We start from the raw sequence: 16,867 nt of genomic DNA, 5'->3' as shown, positions 1-16,867 counted from the left end.
TGAAAACATGACAGAACCCCGCCGAATGGACGCTGTAATCGAAGAGATTTCTGACTACGTGCTCCATCAGGAGATTGACAGTTCAGAAGCTTTCGCTACGGCAGGACATGTGCTTCTTGATACGATAGGCTGCGGAATTTTGGCGCTCAGCTATCCCGAATGTACAAAGCTGCTCGGCCCGATTGTCCCGGGAACCTCCGTGCCCAACGGCAGCAGAGTCCCGGGCACGCCTTTTGTTTTAGATCCGGTCACGGCTGCTTTTAATATCGGCTGTATCAACAGGTGGCTCGATTATAATGATACGTGGCTTGCGGCGGAATGGGGTCATCCGTCTGACAATCTCGGAGGCATATTGGCTTGTGCGGATTATATATCCAGAGTGCGGATTTCAGAAGGGAAAGAACCGCTTACCGTGCGCGATGTGCTTTGCGCAATGATCAAAGCGCACGAAATTCAAGGGATTCTCGCTTTGGAAAACAGCTTAAACAGAGTGGGGCTTGACCATGTGCTGTTTGTGAAAGTGGCGACTGCGGCTGTTTGCGCGCAAATGCTGGGCGGCTCAAAAGAGGAAATCAATAACGCCGTATCTCATGCCTGGATTGATAATTCAAGCCTCAGAACGTACCGTCATGCGCCGAATACCGGATCACGCAAATCATGGGCGGCCGGCGACGCGACGAGCAGAGGGGTATATTTGGCCCTTATGGCGCACAAAGGTGAAATGGGGTACCCGACGGCTCTGACCGCATCTGGGTGGGGATTTCAAGACGTATTATTTAACCGGCAGGAAATAAAGCTTGCCCGCCCGCTTGGGTCCTATGTGATGGAGAATGTTTTGTTTAAAGTATCCTACCCGGCTGAATTTCACGCCCAGACAGCGGCGGAATGCGCGGTCCGGCTTCATCCGGAGGTGAAAGACCGCATCGAAGACATTGATAGGATCACGATTATGACCCATGAGTCGGCAATCCGGATTATCGATAAAAAAGGGCCGCTTCACAATCCGGCTGACCGGGATCACTGCCTCCAGTATATTACGGCAATCGGGCTGCTTTTCGGAGATATCACGGCCGATCATTATGAAGAGGAAACGGCGTCTGACCCGCGAATTGATACATTGCGGAGCAAAATGGAGGTGACGGAACACAAAGCGTACTCAAAAGATTACTTAGACCCGAATAAGCGATCCATATCAAATGCCGTACAGGTGCATTTTACAGACGGCACGGCTACGGGACGGATTGAATGTGAATACCCGCTCGGGCACCGGTTCCGCAGAAAAGAAGCCGTTCCGAAGATTCTTGCCAAGTTTTCAGCAAACATCAGCACTCATTTTGCATTGAAGCAGCAGCGTAAAATCGAAGAGGCCTGCGAACATAGCGGCCGAATGCAGAAGCTCAGCGTCAGTGAATTTATGGACTTATTTCTCGTATAAAATAGGAGGGTGACAAACATGACGTGGATCGTCAGCAAGCAGTCGTCTCAAGAGGAGCTTGCAGAGCGGTTCCGTACGCTGATGGCAGCGCCGGATCTATTGCAGATCCCCGGCGCTCACGATGCGATGGCCGCTCTTATCGCCAAAAAAACGGGGTTTTCGGCTCTTTATTTATCAGGCGCGGCTTACACGGCGAGCAGAGGGCTGCCCGATTTAGGGATCATCACGTCGGCGGAAATGGCTGAACGGGTTAAAGATCTGGTCCGCTCGTCTGATCTGCCCGTCCTTGTCGATATTGACACGGGTTTCGGAGGAGTGCTGAATGCCGCCCGGACGGCGAAAGAAATGTATGAAGTGCGCGCGGCCGCCGTCCAGATGGAGGACCAGCGCCTGCCGAAAAAATGCGGACATCTGAATGGGAAGCAGCTCGTGCCGATTGAAGAAATGGCGCAAAAAATCCAAGCGGTCAAGCGGGCCGCGCCGACTCTTCTTGTTGTTGCGAGAACAGACGCCAGACAGCAGGAAGGACTGGAGGGGGCATTAAAAAGGGCGTCCGCTTATATAAAAGCGGGTGCTGACGCTGTTTTTCCGGAAGCGCTCCAATCCGAAAGTGAATTCAGAGCGTTTTCCAAACAAATCAGTGTGCCGATTCTCGCAAACATGACTGAATTCGGAAAAACGCCGTATTACAGTGCTGATGAATTTTCCGATATGGGCTGTCAGATGGTCATTTACCCGGTCACGTCACTCAGAACGGCGGCCAAGGCTTTTGAGCGTATTTTCCGCCTTCTGAAAGAAGAAGGCTCGCAAAAAGAGGGGCTTTCGGATATGCAGACGAGAAAAGAATTATATGAAACGATCGCTTACGATGACTATGAAGAACTGGATCAATCCATTGCCAAAACAATACTGCCGGACGACTGAAAAAGCCCTTTTTTTGCAAGGGCTTTTTTTACAGCTTTTTTTTCCTGAACCGCGGGCTGACTTGATTGCGTTTCCGATCTCTGTACAGAATAAACCCGGCCAGAACATAAAGGCCGAACAAAAAAAACGCCAATCCGGCCGCCCCCTGAAGAAAAAGGGACGGAAACGGGGAAAACGCATGCCCGAATAATGCATCTCTCATCAGCTTAATGCCGAGCGCCGCGACAGCGCCGGGGAGGACCAGAATCAAAAGAGCAACAAGCCGGCTCATATTCAGAAAACCCCTTTACGATATGATTTCCTTTATTGTCCAATCGAAAAAATATTTTGTCAAGAGATCAAAACGTGGTAACATAGGGGTTGTGCAAATTATTGCAACGGGAAATACAGGTGTGCAAATTTTTTCATATAAAGGGGTATCGGGATGCAGAAGGTGCTGATTATAGGTGCTGGTAAAGGAGGCACGGCGCTCCTACAGATTTTGATGAAAACAAAGCTGATCCGGATTATTGCGGTGGTTGATCAAGATCCGGAGGCGCAAGGGCTGCAAGAAGCCCGGAGATATGGAATTGCAACCTCATCAGATTGGAAACCCTACATAACTGAAGATATAGATATTATCATCCATACAACAGGCGATAAAGCGGTCATGGATGAGCTGCTCCATGAGAAAAAAGAACAAACCATCGTCATGCCGGGAAAATTGGCGTACATGGTGTTTCAGCTGATGGAGGAAAAACAGCAGCTTATCCAAATGCTGAAGTCGCAGACGTATAAGCATGACCGGATTTTTAATTCAACGCACGACGGCATGATATTTATAGACGTCAACGAAACGATCATTTTATTTAATCAGATGGCAGAAAAAATGGTCGGCCGAAAACGGGAGGATGTCATCGGCCGCCAAATTAAAGATGTAGTGCCGAACACAAAGCTGCCGCGGATTCTGGAAACGAGAGAGCCGGAATATAACCAGAAGCAGCTTCTCGGAAAGCACCTGCAGATTGTCACGACAAGACTGCCGATCATTGATGAAGGCGGAAAACTTCTCGGCGCGTTATGCGTGTTTAAAGACATCACCGACGCAGTTGAACTGGCGGAAGAGGTCACGAACTTAAAACAAATCCGCACCATGCTTGAAGCGATTATACAATCATCAGACGAGGCCATTTCTGTCGTTGATGAAAACGGCATCGGAATGTTAATCAACAAAGCGTATACAAAAATGACCGGGCTGTCAGAAAGCGAAGTCATCGGAAAACCCGCTTCCACCGATATCTCAGAAGGGGAAAGCATGCACCTGAAAGTATTGGGGACAAGGCGGCCCGTGCGGGGTGTGAGGATGAAGGTCGGCCCCAATAAAAAGGATGTTATCGTAAATGTTGCCCCCGTTATTGTGGACGGTATTTTAAAAGGCAGCGTCGGCGTCATTCACGATGTGTCAGAAATAAAAACGCTGACTGCTGAGCTGAATCGGGCGCGTCAGATCATCCGCACGCTTGAAGCGAAATACACGTTTGACGACATTATCGGCACGAGTGAACAAATGCTGGTCGCCCTTGAACAGGCGAAGCTCGGGGCGAAAACGCCGGCGACGATTCTGCTGCGGGGAGAATCCGGCACAGGAAAAGAACTTTTCGCCCACGCCATCCATAATGAAAGCGACCGAAAATACAATAAGTTCATTCGGGTCAATTGTGCGGCCCTGTCTGAATCCCTGCTAGAATCCGAGCTTTTCGGCTATGAGGAAGGCGCGTTTACGGGCGCGAGGCGCGGGGGCAAAAAAGGACTTTTTGAAGAAGCGAATAACGGCAGCATTTTCTTAGATGAAATCGGAGAGTTGACCCAAAGCACCCAGGCAAAGCTGCTCAGAGTTCTGCAAGAAAAAGAAATTATCAGAGTCGGCGGCGCTAAAGCGATTTCTGTCAATGTCAGAATTATCGCAGCGACAAACGTCAACATCGAAAAGGCCATGGCGGAAGGCGCGTTCCGTGAAGACCTGTATTACCGGATTAACCGCTATCCGATCTCAATCCCGCCGCTTCGGCAGCGCAAAGAAGATATTGAAGCGCTGAGCATTCGGCTCATTGAAAAAATCAATCAGGATTACGGCCGCAATGTAAAGGGGCTCACGCCTAACGCGCTGCGAGCTTTATCAGCCTACAGCTGGCCGGGAAACGTCCGGGAGCTTGAAAATGTTCTCGGACGGGCAATGATATTTTTAGAGCCGCACATGGAACGGATCGAACAGCAGCATCTGCCTGTTTTTGAATCAGAGCTGAATGAAAAAAACGGCACCCAAAGTGATTTTCCGGATGTGGAAGGGGAAAAGCTGTCTCAGGCTGTTGAAAAATTTGAAGCGCACGTCATTCAAAAAACGCTTGAAAAGCATAAATTCAACCGAACCAAAACGGCAAAAGCGCTTGGCGTCAGCATTCGGAACCTGTACTACAAAATGGACAAGTACGGCCTTGCAAATGACGGCATGCAATAAATTGCAGAGAAAGCGCAAACAGCTGCATGTTTTCTTGAAAAAAGCCGGAATAAACCCTCCCGCATATTTGGCACGGAACTTGCATTGTTAAAAGCGGATTCGCACAAGGAAGGTGGTACAAAATGAAGCTGAGAGACCTAGTTGAAAAAGCCGCGGCAAAAAACGCAAAAACCATTGCAGTGGCCCACGCAGCAGATAAAGAAGTGATCCAGGCCGTCAAAATGGCGGCAGAACACTTGTCGGCACGATTTTTACTGACGGGTGACAGCGGAAAGCTGAAAGAGCTTCTGGCAAATGAGCCGAAGTTCAATGTTGAAATCATCCACGCCGATTCACCCGAAGAATCTGCGGCAAAAGCAGTGCGCGCAGTGCGTGAACAAGAGGCGGACGTTTTGATGAAAGGGAATCTCCCGAGCTCAACTCTTCTGAAATCGGTTTTAAACCGCCATGAAGGGCTTCGTTCAAAAAGGGTGTTGTCACATGTAGCCGTTTTTGAGGTGCCGGACTATGACCGGCTGATGTATGTGACTGATTCAGCGCTGAACATTGCCCCGTCTCTTGAAGAGCTCGGGCATATTCTGCAAAATGCGGTTCACGTTGCACATTCAGTAGGGAACCCTATGCCGAAAGCCGCAGTCCTTGCCGCTATTGAAACGGTTAATCCGAAAATGGAGGCGACCCTGAACGCGGCTGCGATCGTCCAAATGTGCAACAGAGGACAGATTACCGGCTGCATTGCGGACGGACCGCTTGCTTTGGATAATGCCGTATCCCAAGCGGCTGCGCTGCAAAAAGGGATTTCCGGAAGCGTAGCGGGTCAGGCGGATATTCTCTTGGTTCCTTCAATCGAGGCCGGAAATATGCTTTATAAGTCAATGATTTATTTTGCGAAAGCAAATGTTGCTGCCGTCATCGCCGGTGCAAAAGCGCCGATCGCATTAACGAGCAGAGCGGATACCGCAGAAAATAAACTGTATTCAATTGCGCTTGCGATTTGCGCATCACAAGAACAGTAGGAGGAACGAACCTATGGAAATTTTTAAATATATGGAGACTTATGATTACGAACAATTGGTATTCTGCCAAGATGAACAATCCGGATTAAAAGCGATCATCGCGATTCATGATACGACGCTCGGCCCAGCACTCGGCGGAACAAGAATGTGGACATATGACAGTGAAGAAGCGGCGATTGAAGATGCACTAAGACTCGCAAAAGGCATGACTTATAAAAATGCGGCTGCCGGTTTAAACTTAGGCGGCGGGAAAACCGTTATTATCGGAGACCCGCGCAAAGATAAAAATGAAGAAATGTTCCGCGCGTTCGGGCGCTACATCCAAGGCTTAAACGGAAGGTATATTACGGCGGAAGACGTCGGCACCACCGTTGAAGATATGGACATCATTCATGATGAAACAGACTATGTAACCGGAATTTCTCCGGCATTCGGTTCATCAGGAAATCCGTCCCCGGTTACGGCGTACGGCGTCTACAAAGGGATGAAAGCTGCAGCGAAAGCGGCGTTTGGCACTGATTCACTGGAAGGTAAAACAATTGCCGTGCAAGGCGTGGGAAATGTGGCTTACAATCTATGCCGCCACCTTCACGAAGAAGGCGCTTCTTTAATCGTAACGGATATCAATAAAGAATCTGTTAAACGTGCCGTTGAGGACTTCGGCGCCCGCGCAGTTGATCCTGACGACATTTACTCACAGGCGTGCGATATTTATGCCCCATGTGCTCTCGGCGCCGTCATTAACGATGACACGATTAAACAGCTGAAGGCGAAAGTCATTGCGGGAGCAGCCAATAACCAGCTGAAAGAAACACGTCACGGCGATACCATTCATGAAATGGGGATCGTGTACGCTCCGGATTATGTCATCAATGCAGGCGGCGTCATCAATGTGGCCGATGAGCTTTACGGCTACAATGCTGAGCGGGCTTTGAAAAAGGTTGAAGGCATCTATGCAAATATTGAGCGGGTGCTCGATATTTCCGCGCGTGACGGCATTCCGACATACTTAGCGGCTGACCGTCTGGCTGAGGAACGAATTGAGCGCATGCGCCGTTCAAGAAGCCAGTTTTTGCAAAACGGCCAAAGTATATTAAGCAGACGATAGGAATTTGATCTGGAGGTATGAAAATGTTCGAAAAGGAAAAACGCATTCTCATTCTGAATCCAGGCTCAACATCAACGAAAATCGGTGTCTTTCACAATGAACGCTGTATCTTTGAAAAGACGCTGCGGCATCCCGAAGAAGAGCTGAAAGCATTTAACAGCATTATCGACCAATACGAATTTCGAAAAATAAGCATTCTTGAGTCTTTGCACGAACAGGGCATCAACATTTCAAAGTTCGATGCCGTTTGTGCCAGGGGCGGCCTGCTCAGACCGATTGAGGGCGGCACATATGAAGTGAATGACGCCATGATCACTGATTTGAAAAACGGCTACAACGGCCAGCATGCTTCTAATCTGGGCGGAATTATTGCCAGGGAAATAGCTGACGGATTAAATATACCCGCGTATATCGTCGATCCAGTCGTGGTGGATGAGATGACTCCGCTCGCTAAAGTATCAGGAATGCCTGAAATCAAGCGGAAAAGCATTTTCCATGCTTTGAACCAAAAAGCTGTTGCCCGTCAGGCGGCGGCGTCCCTCGGCAAACGGTATGAACAGATGAAGATGATCGTCACTCATATGGGCGGCGGCACCACAGTCGGTGTCCATGATTGCGGACGGGTGACGGATGTCAACAACGGGCTTCACGGAGAAGGACCCTTCAGCCCGGAGCGCGCGGGAACTGTTCCGGCGGGTGATTTGGTGGAAATGTGTTTTTCCGGCAAGTATTCAAAAGCCGATATGATGAAAAAACTTGTCGGCACGGGCGGACTCTCCGGCTACCTGGGGACAACGGACGCGGTGAAGGTGGAAAAACGCATTCAGGCCGGAGATGAAAATGCGCGTCTCATTTATGACGCAATGGCTTATCAAGTAGCAAAAGAAATCGGGGCGGCAAGCGCCGTTTTAAAAGGAAAAGTAGACATCATCGTCCTGACGGGCGGATTGGCGTACGGGAAAAGTTTCGTATCCGCCATCAGATCGTACATAGATTGGATTTCGGATGTACTGGTGTACCCGGGAGAAAATGAACTGCAATCTCTCGCGCAAGGCGCGCTTCGGGTTTTAGCCGGTGAGGAGCAGTCAAAGCAATATCAGATCGGCGAAGGAGTGAAAACAAATGGCGACTGAGTATGATGTGGTCATTCTGGGCGGCGGCACAGGCGGTTATGTAGCCGCCATCAGAGCGGCCCAGCTCGGCTTAAAAACGGCCGTTGTAGAAAAAGAAAAGCTCGGCGGAACATGCCTGCATAAAGGATGTATCCCGAGTAAAGCGCTGTTAAGAAGCGCGGAAGTGTACCGAACCGCAAAGGAAGCGGCAGCATTCGGCATTGAAACGGAAGGTGTCTCCCTCCGCTTTGACAGCGTGCAAAAACGAAAGCAGGGAATCGTTGACCGGCTGGCCGGCGGTGTCGCCCACTTGATGAAAAAGGGGAAGATTGATGTATTCAACGGGTACGGACGTATGCTCGGCCCTTCCATCTTCTCACCTCTTCCCGGTACGGTTTCCGTCGAATACGCAAATGGTGAAGAAAACGACATGCTGATACCGAAACAATTGATTATCGCAACCGGATCAAGGCCGAAAATGCTGCCGGGTTTAGAAGCAGACGGTACATATATTCTGACATCAGATGAAGCGTTAGAGCTTGAACGTCTGCCCCAATCCATGATGATCGTCGGCGGCGGTGTCATCGGAATTGAATGGGCATCCATGCTGAACGATTTCGGCGTCAATATCACTGTGATTGAATATGCGGACCGCATTTTGCCGACGGAAGACCGTGATATTTCAAACGAGATGGAAAAACTGTTAACGAAAAAAGGAATTAAGATCGTGACGGGTGCGAAAGTGCTTCCGGATACATTGGAAAAAGCGGACGGCGTTTCAATTGCCGCTGAAAAGAATGGAAAAAAAGAAATGTATCACGCGGAACAAATGCTTGTTTCCATCGGCCGCCAGCCGAACATTGAAGGGATCGGGCTTGAAAACACGGATATTGAAGCGGAAAACGGTTCTATCATCGTGAACGAAGCCGGGCAGACGAAGGAATCGCACATTTATGCGATCGGTGATGTTGTCGGCGGGCTGCAGCTTGCGCATGTGGCCTCCCGTGAAGGCATCATTGCCGTTGAGCATATGGCGGGTCTTAATCCGGCTCCGCTTGATGCCGCTCTTGTGCCGAAATGTATTTATTCAAATCCGGAAGCGGCGAGCGTCGGTCTGACAGAAGAGGAAGCTCTTCGAAAAGGGCATGAACTGAAGATCGGGAAGTTTCCGTTCATGGCGATCGGAAAGGCTCTTGTATACGGAGAAAGCGACGGCTTTGTCAAAATCGTCGCCGATCGGAATACAGATGATATTCTCGGTGTTCATATGATCGGCCCGCACGTCACCGATATGATCTCTGAAGCGGGGCTTGCCAAGGTGCTTGACGCGACGCCTTGGGAAATCGGCCAATCCATACATCCGCATCCGTCGCTGTCAGAAGCGATTGGAGAAGCTGCGTTAGCCGCAGACGGAAACGCGATTCATTTTTAAAAGGAAAGAAGGAGGGGTTTGAATGACTACAAACCGCCATCAAGCATTAGGGCTCTCTGACGAAGAAGCCGTTGAAATGTATAGAACTATGCTGTTAGCCAGAAAAATCGACGAAAGAATGTGGCTCTTAAACCGCTCGGGCAAAATTCCGTTCGTTGTTTCATGTCAAGGACAGGAAGCGGCACAAGTAGGCGCGGCCTATGCCTTAAACCGTGATACCGACTATGTGCTTCCGTACTACAGAGATATAGGGGTTGTGCTTGCATTTGGTATGACTGCAAAGGATTTGATGATGTCGGGCTTTGCGAAAGCAGCTGACCCGAACTCAGGCGGAAGGCAGATGCCGGGCCACTTCGGGCAAAAGGAAAACAGAATCGTAACGGGCTCATCCCCTGTTACGACGCAGGTGCCTCATGCGGTCGGAATCGCGCTTGCGGGACGCATGGATAAAAAGGATATTGTCTCTTTTGTTACCTTTGGAGAAGGATCTTCCAACCAGGGGGATTTTCACGAAGGGGCAAACTTTGCCGCCGTGTATAAACTGCCGGTCATTTTCATGTGTGAAAACAATAAGTATGCCATTTCTGTCCCGTATGACAAACAGGTGGCGTGCGAGAAAATATCCGACCGGGCGGCAGGCTACGGCATGCCGGGAGTCACTGTTGACGGAAACGACCTGCTGGAAGTTTACCGGGCCGTAAAAGAAGCGCGCGAACGGGCGTCTAAAGGCGAAGGCCCTACATTAATAGAAACGGTTTCCTACCGTTTGACACCGCATTCCAGTGATGACGACGACAGCAGCTACAGAGAACGCGAAGAAGTAGAAGAAGCAAAGAAAAAAGATCCGCTTCTTTTATACAAAGCATACTTGCAAGAAGCCGGGCTTCTAGGTGAAGAAGAAGAAAAGACCATGCTGGATGACATCATGGCTATCGTAAACGAAGCGACAGACGAAGCGGAGAAAGCGCCATACGCATTTCCTGAATCAACGCTTGATCACGTTTATGCGAAGTAGGGAGGAATACTTATGTCTGTAATGTCTTATATTGACAGTATTAATGCAGCAATGAAAGAAGAAATGGAAAGAGATCCGCGCGTGTTTGTTCTCGGGGAAGACGTCGGGAGAAAAGGCGGCGTGTTTAAAGCCACGGCGGGTCTCTATGAACAGTTCGGAGAAGAGCGGGTGATGGATACGCCGCTTGCTGAATCAGCGATTGCCGGTGTCGGGATCGGCGCCGCGATGTACGGCATGCGCCCGATTGCCGAGATGCAGTTTGCTGATTTCATTCTGCCTGCGGTCAATCAAATCATTTCAGAAGCGGCAAAAATACGCTACCGTTCAAACAATGATTGGAGCTGTCCGATGGTCATCAGAGCGCCTTACGGCGGCGGCGTGCACGGCGCGTTGTATCATTCCCAATCTGTGGAGGCCATTTTTGCCAACCAGCCGGGCCTTAAAATTGTCATGCCTTCAACTCCTTATGACGCAAAAGGGCTGTTGAAAGCTGCAGTCCGTGACGAAGATCCGGTGCTGTTTTTCGAACATAAGAGGGCGTACCGCCTGATTAAAGGCGAAGTCCCTGCGGATGATTACGTCCTTCCGATCGGAAAGGCGGATGTAAAACGCGAAGGCAGCGACATTACTGTCATTACGTACGGATTATGCGTCCATTTTGCTCTGCAGGCTGCCGAGCGTCTTGAAAAAGACGGAATTTCTGCACACGTATTAGACTTGCGTACGGTTTATCCGTTAGATAAAGAAGCCATCATTGAAGCTGCTTCTAAAACGGGAAAAGTATTGCTGATCACAGAAGATACGAAAGAAGGCGGCATTATGAGCGAGGTCGCCGCCATTATTTCTGAAAACTGCTTATTTGATTTAGACGCGCCGATCAAGCGGCTTGCAGGTCCTGATGTTCCGGCAATGCCTTATGCGCCGACAATGGAAAAATACTTCATGATGAATCCTGACAAAGCAGAAGCCGCGATGAGAGAATTAGCGGAGTTTTAAAGACGTAAGGAGGTTTTTGACATGGCGATTGAAAAAATGGCTATGCCTCAGCTCGGAGAGAGCGTGACGGAAGGGACGATCAGCAAGTGGCTGGTATCTCCCGGTGATCAAGTGAATAAATATGACCCCATCGCGGAGGTCATGACGGATAAAGTGAATGCGGAGGTGCCGTCTTCTTTTACCGGTACGATTAGAGAACTTGTAGGAGAAGAAGGCCGGACTCTTGCAGTCGGCGAGATCATCTGCAAAATTGAAACAGAAGAAACGGAAACGGAAGAGGCGCCGAAGCGGGAAGAAGAGCAGAATACCCCTTCAGACACTGATGCAAACCGTCAAGGTAAAGATCAGTCGAATAAAGCGCGTTATTCGCCGGCCGTGCTCAGATTAGCGGGAGAACACGGCATTCAGCTTGAAGAAGTTGAAGGAACGGGTGCAGGCGGAAGAATTACGCGAAAAGACATTCAAAAGATCATTGATTCGGGAATGCAGCAGAAGTCGGAAGCACCGGCGCCGGCTGCCGTTCAAACAACGCAACAAGCGCCGAAACAACAGCAAAAACAAGCGCCGGCACCAGCTCTGTCAGCCGGTGATATTGAAATTCCGGTTACAGGAGTCAGAAAAGCCATCGCCGCCAATATGCATAAAAGCAAAACAGAAATTCCGCATGCCTGGACGATGATGGAAGTCGACGTCACGAACATGACGGCGTACAGAAACAGCATTAAAGACTCATTTAAACAAAAAGAAGGCTTTAATTTAACATTTTTCGCTTTCTTTGTAAAAGCGGCGGCGCAGGCTCTCAAAGAGTTCCCGCAGATGAACAGCATGTGGGCGGGAGACAAAATCGTCCAAAAGAAAGACATCAACATCTCCATTGCCGTTGCCACGGAAGATTCGCTGTTTGTTCCGGTTATTAAGCATGCTGATGAAAAAACGATTAAAGGCATAGCCAGAGAAATAACGGACCTTGCGAAAAAAGTGAGAAACGGAAAACTTACCGCGGAAGATATGCAGGGCGGCACATTTACCGTCAATAACACGGGATCTTTCGGCTCAGTTCAATCTATGGGCATTATCAACCATCCGCAGGCGGCGATTCTTCAGGTAGAATCTATCGTCAAACGTCCGGTTGTCATGAATAACGGGATGATCGCCGTTCGTGATATGGTTAATCTTTGCCTGTCTTTAGATCACAGGGTGCTCGACGGGCTCGTGTGCGGCCGATTCCTCGGACGCGTCAAAGAGATCTTAGAAAACATTGATGAACATACTTCCGTCTATTAAAAAAAAACTCCTTTTGCCCGGGCGGCAAAAGGAGTTTTTTTATTTTTATTGTGAATCCTCGGGAACAAGCATAGTGAGATGATGTTTTTTCACTTCGATCGTACAAGGTGTTGTTCCGTATACCTCGCCATCTGTATCCGCGTCCATTTCACGTCCGGTTTCGATTTCAATTCTGGAGGCCTGAATATAGGACAGCTCCCCTTTGAAATCATCAAATGAACCCTGCTCCATCGTCATCAGCTCCCGCAGCGCGGCAAGGCTTGTGTTGCGGCAGATTAACACATCGGCTAAGCCGTCCTGGAGGCTGGCATCAGGCAGGGGAACTCTGTTTGTCCCGATATAATGCCCGTTCATGACAAGCACCATTACGGCTTCGTCTTCTTTCACCTCGCCGTCAATCGTCAATTTGACAGGAAACGGGTTTGCGCTTGTCATCGTCCGCAAGGCGCTCGTGAAGTAGCTGATTTTACCAAGCCATGCTTTTTCAGTTTCATTGATATGGCTTGATGCTTCGGTGATCAGTCCGATGCCCCAGAAGTTCAGAAAATAGCCGTCATCCGTTTTACATACGTCAATCATCCGTTTATGTCCGGCCGCGAGCGCTTCAGCGGCCTTTTGGAGGTTTTGCGGGATGCCGAGCGCCCGGGAGAAATCGTTGCACGTTCCTCCCGGCAAAATGCCGACAGCGGGTCTGTGATCAAGCTTGCTGATGCTGTTGATGCATTGATGCACAGTGCCGTCTCCGCCTAAAATATATAAATGGTCAACTGAACTGTCGAGATTTTCACAATACTGACGGGCATCATCCTGATGTTTGGTCGGTTTAATCAAAAGTTCATCAGCTGATTGGGCCAAAATGGGGACGACCGTGCCGAGCGTTTTATCAATCTGTTTTTGACCGGCGTTTCCGTTATAAATTAAAACTGCTTTCCGTTGGCTCATATGACTGCTCCTTTATTTCAGACAATCTCCTTATCAAGTTTCCCGTTTTTAAAGGGTCATAAACTTACATCGGGAACATAAAAGGGACAAAAAACAATTGGATATGAGCGGTGTTATTTGCCGATAGGGAGGTTCCTTGCTATCATAAGAAGAGATGATCAAAAAGGAGAGGTCCCAGTTGAATATGGATTTTAATTTATTTATGAATGATGTCGTGCGTCAAGCCCGCCAGGAAATCACGGCTGCCGGGTATACAGAGCTGAAAACCGCTGAGGAAGTGGACGATGCGCTTTCGAAAAAAGGAACGACACTCGTTATGGTCAACTCTGTGTGCGGATGCGCAGGCGGTATTGCACGGCCTGCCGCGTACCATTCCGTACATTACGATAAACGCCCGGATCAGCTTGTGACGGTATTTGCCGGACAGGATAAAGAAGCGACAGCCAAAGCGAGAGAATACTTTGAAGGCTATCCGCCGTCCTCTCCGTCATTTGCCATTTTAAAAGACGGGAAAATCATGAAAATGGTGGAACGCCATGAAATTGAAGGCCATGAGCCGATGGCCGTCGTCACAAAACTGCAGGAAGCATTTGAAGAATATTGTGAAGAAGTATAAGTGAAAGAAAAACCCCGGAGCCAAGCGCTTGCGGGGGTTTTTTATATGGAATCTGTATAAATATAAATATTTATACATCGGCGTTCAGCTGTCACTAATCTGAAAAACAATGACTATAATAAACACAGAAAGGAAAATATATTTTTCAAAAATAGTATTGCATCACACTTAAAAAGTGTTTAAAATACAAGTTAACGAATAAATATTCAATTTTAAGAGATCAGTAGATATGGGGGAAATGAATCATGAAGAAATGGCTGTTGGTATTAGCTGCCGCATGTATCACCTTTGCGCTGTCCGCCTGCGGATCAGGCAATTCAGGATCAGAGGGCGGAAAGAACAAGCTGATTATGGGTACATCGGCTGACTATAAACCATTTGAATATAAAGACGGCGATCAGATCACCGGGTTTGACGTTGATCTGGCGAAAGCTCTGGGCAAAAAGACCGGCTATGACGTTGAGGTGCAGGACATGGACTTCAACAGCCTGATTACAGCCTTGAAGTCCAAGCAGGTAGATATGATTTTATCTGGAATGACACCTACGCCGGAACGGAAAAAGCAAGTTGATTTTTCTGATATTTATTATACTGCTAACAATATGATCGTTACGAAAAAGGGAAGCAGCATTAAATCCCTGAATGATCTGAAAGGCAAAACCGTCGGTGTTCAGCTCGGCTCCATTCAAGAGGAAAAAGGCAAGAAGCTCGCTTCGAAATACGGTTTTCAGCTCGAAGACCGCAACCGGATCTCAGACTTAACCGAAGAGATCAAATCCGGGCGTTTTGATGCCGCGATTATCGAAGACATCGTAGCACAAGGCTATTTCAGTTCAAATAACGATCTGCAGGGCTTTGCGTCAGCAGATGCGAAATCAGACGAATCGGGCTCCGCGATTGCGTTCCGCAAAGACAGTGATCTGACAGCGAAGTTCAACAAAGCGCTGAAAGAAATGGAGAAAAACGGAGAAATCGAAAAACTGAAGAAAAAATGGTTCACCAACGAGAAATAAAAGAAAGCTCAACTTTTCGTTGAGCTTTTTATCTTGAATAAAGACAAAGGAGATCACACGTATGAATTTGGATTTCTCAGCGACAATCCCCCAAATTCCTTTTATATTGGAAGGCCTTGCGGTCACTTTGAAAATTGTGCTCGTTTCGGCGGTCATCGGTCTTGTATTAGGCATCGTGCTCAGCTTATTTAAAATCAGCACGATCAGTCCGCTGAAATGGATTGCGGATTTTTATACTTCGATATTCCGCGGCACGCCGCTCGTGCTGCAGCTGATGATCATTTATTTCGGTATGCCGCAGCTCCTCGGCTTTCAGATCGATCAATTTTGGGCGGCGGTCACCGCATTATCGCTCAATTCAGCCGCTTACGTCTCTGAAATTATCAGAGCGGGAATCAACGCAATTGACAAAGGACAAAAAGAAGCTGCCGTCGCTCTCGGCGTGCCATACGGAAAAATGATGAAAGATCTGCTGCTGCCGCAGGCGTTTAAAAACATTTCTCCGGCTATTATTAATGAATTAATCACCTTAACGAAAGAATCGGCGATCGTCACAGTTATCGGTCTTGGCGACATTATGAGACGGGCCTACCAGTCCGGCGCCGCAACATACAACTATTTAGAACCTCTTATTGTGGCGGGCTTAATCTATTACGTGCTCGTTTTGATCTTAGCATTCATCGGAAAAGGCGTAGAAAGGAAGCTGAAAGCCAATGATTAAGGTCGACAACCTGTCAAAATCATTCGGGAAACACGAAGTACTGAAAAACATTTCAACACAGATCGAAGAAGGGGAAGTCGTTGCTGTCATCGGCCCTTCCGGTTCCGGCAAATCAACGTTTCTGCGCTGCTTAAATCTGCTGGAAACCCCGAGCGGCGGAACGATTGCCATTAAAGAAAACGAAATTACCGCAGCTAAAACGAATAAACTGAAAGTGCGGGAAAATATCGGCATGGTATTTCAGCATTTTCATTTGTTTCCTCATAAAACGGTGCTTGAAAATATCACATACGCGCCGGTCAGCGTGAAGAAAGAGTCTAAAAAGGAGGCGGAGGAAAAGGCGTGCGCTCTCCTTGAAAAAGTCGGACTGCTTGACAAACGGAACGACTATCCGAACCGTTTGTCAGGCGGACAGAAGCAGCGGGTCGCCATCGCGCGTGCGCTTGCCATGAATCCTGACATCATGCTGTTTGATGAACCGACCTCGGCTCTTGACCCGGAAATGGTCAAAGAAGTTCTTGAGGTAATGAAAGAGCTTGCGCAGACGGGCATGACGATGGTGATCGTAACGCACGAAATGGGGTTTGCCAAAGAAGTCGCAGACCGCGTATTATTTATGGATGAAGGGACGATCGTGGAAGACGGGCAGCCGGAAGAATTTTTTCTTTCTCCGAAGTCAAAAAGAGCACAGGACTTTTTAGAAAAAATATTATAAAATATAACTGGAAGAAAAGAAGAAGAATGCTCTTCTTCTTTTTT

The 16,867-nt window shown here is 48.5% G+C and carries 16 protein-coding genes; 14 read left to right on the top strand and 2 right to left on the bottom strand.

The features are described 5' to 3' along the window. Positions 1–7 precede the first annotated feature (7 nt). Together MY7_RS10155 and prpB are read left to right on the top strand one after the other, a co-directional pair. Entirely contained in the window at positions 8–1,435 is a 1,428-nt protein-coding gene (locus MY7_RS10155) for a bifunctional 2-methylcitrate dehydratase/aconitate hydratase (RefSeq protein ID WP_029326083.1), read from the top strand. Positions 1,436–1,453: 18 nt separating this feature from the next. Continuing rightward, the gene (prpB, locus tag MY7_RS10150; protein ID WP_007612468.1) at positions 1,454–2,359 is read left to right on the top strand and encodes a methylisocitrate lyase; all 906 of its coding nucleotides are present in this window, start codon (positions 1,454–1,456) and stop codon (positions 2,357–2,359) included. A gap of 28 nt (positions 2,360–2,387) precedes the next feature. Here prpB and MY7_RS10145 read toward each other — a convergent pair whose 3' ends face one another. Continuing rightward, on the bottom strand, positions 2,388–2,630 hold the full coding sequence (locus MY7_RS10145) for a DUF2627 domain-containing protein (protein ID WP_007408378.1): 243 nt from the start codon (positions 2,628–2,630) through the stop codon (positions 2,388–2,390). 153 nt (positions 2,631–2,783) lie between these two features. Between MY7_RS10145 and MY7_RS10140 the strand changes: the two genes are divergently transcribed. The 8 genes from MY7_RS10140 (at position 2,784) to MY7_RS10105 (ending at position 12,816) form a co-directional block, all read left to right on the top strand. After that, positions 2,784–4,853, top strand: coding sequence for a sigma-54 interaction domain-containing protein (locus MY7_RS10140; RefSeq protein WP_007612462.1), 2,070 nt, complete (start codon positions 2,784–2,786; stop codon positions 4,851–4,853). 122 nt (positions 4,854–4,975) lie between these two features. Further along, the gene (yqiS, locus tag MY7_RS10135; RefSeq protein WP_007612456.1) at positions 4,976–5,869 is read left to right on the top strand and encodes a phosphate butyryltransferase; all 894 of its coding nucleotides are present in this window, start codon (positions 4,976–4,978) and stop codon (positions 5,867–5,869) included. Positions 5,870–5,882: 13 nt separating this feature from the next. Further along, positions 5,883–6,977, top strand: a complete 1,095-nt coding sequence (gene bcd, locus MY7_RS10130) for a branched-chain amino acid dehydrogenase (RefSeq protein WP_007612452.1) — start codon at positions 5,883–5,885, stop codon at positions 6,975–6,977. A gap of 17 nt (positions 6,978–6,994) precedes the next feature. Further along, complete coding sequence (gene buk, locus MY7_RS10125) at positions 6,995–8,110, top strand: butyrate kinase (RefSeq protein ID WP_139325676.1); 1,116 nt, start codon at positions 6,995–6,997, stop codon at positions 8,108–8,110. Beyond that, positions 8,100–9,521: a dihydrolipoyl dehydrogenase gene (gene lpdA / locus MY7_RS10120; protein ID WP_007612449.1), complete on the top strand. Its 1,422-nt coding sequence runs from the start codon at positions 8,100–8,102 to the stop codon at positions 9,519–9,521. The genes buk and lpdA overlap by 11 nt, the downstream gene beginning before the upstream one ends. 22 nt (positions 9,522–9,543) lie before the next feature. After that, on the top strand, positions 9,544–10,536 hold the full coding sequence (locus MY7_RS10115; RefSeq protein WP_007612448.1) for a thiamine pyrophosphate-dependent dehydrogenase E1 component subunit alpha: 993 nt from the start codon (positions 9,544–9,546) through the stop codon (positions 10,534–10,536). Positions 10,537–10,548: 12 nt separating this feature from the next. Further along, complete coding sequence (bfmBAB, locus tag MY7_RS10110; RefSeq protein ID WP_003153216.1) at positions 10,549–11,532, top strand: 3-methyl-2-oxobutanoate dehydrogenase subunit beta; 984 nt, start codon at positions 10,549–10,551, stop codon at positions 11,530–11,532. Positions 11,533–11,553: 21 nt separating this feature from the next. Continuing rightward, positions 11,554–12,816 carry a dihydrolipoamide acetyltransferase family protein gene (locus MY7_RS10105; RefSeq protein ID WP_007612446.1) on the top strand — a complete coding sequence of 421 codons (1,263 nt, stop codon included), beginning with the start codon at positions 11,554–11,556 and terminating at the stop codon, positions 12,814–12,816. Between the two features lie 45 nt (positions 12,817–12,861). On the opposite strand, the gene MY7_RS10100 is transcribed toward MY7_RS10105, so the two are convergent. After that, entirely contained in the window at positions 12,862–13,758 is an 897-nt protein-coding gene (locus tag MY7_RS10100; RefSeq protein ID WP_007612445.1) for a YegS/Rv2252/BmrU family lipid kinase, read from the bottom strand. A 178-nt stretch (positions 13,759–13,936) separates the two neighbouring features. On the opposite strand from MY7_RS10100, the gene brxB reads away from it, so the two are divergent. From brxB to MY7_RS10080, 4 genes are all read left to right on the top strand, one after another. Continuing rightward, positions 13,937–14,374, top strand: a complete 438-nt coding sequence (gene brxB / locus MY7_RS10095) for a bacilliredoxin BrxB (RefSeq protein ID WP_015417784.1) — start codon at positions 13,937–13,939, stop codon at positions 14,372–14,374. A 245-nt stretch (positions 14,375–14,619) separates the two neighbouring features. Next, positions 14,620–15,387: a transporter substrate-binding domain-containing protein gene (locus tag MY7_RS10090; protein ID WP_003153224.1), complete on the top strand. Its 768-nt coding sequence runs from the start codon at positions 14,620–14,622 to the stop codon at positions 15,385–15,387. Positions 15,388–15,448: 61 nt separating this feature from the next. Next, positions 15,449–16,108 carry an amino acid ABC transporter permease gene (locus MY7_RS10085; RefSeq protein ID WP_003153227.1) on the top strand — a complete coding sequence of 220 codons (660 nt, stop codon included), beginning with the start codon at positions 15,449–15,451 and terminating at the stop codon, positions 16,106–16,108. Further along, a complete protein-coding gene (locus MY7_RS10080; protein WP_003153229.1) occupies positions 16,101–16,823 on the top strand; it encodes an amino acid ABC transporter ATP-binding protein in 723 nt (240 codons plus the stop codon). Before MY7_RS10085 ends, MY7_RS10080 begins: the two co-directional genes overlap by 8 nt. Positions 16,824–16,867 lie beyond the last annotated feature (44 nt).

The organism is Bacillus sp. 5B6, assembly GCF_000259405.1.
Lineage (GTDB): Bacteria > Bacillota > Bacilli > Bacillales > Bacillaceae > Bacillus > Bacillus velezensis.
This window is presented reverse-complemented; position numbering and strand designations above follow the sequence as displayed.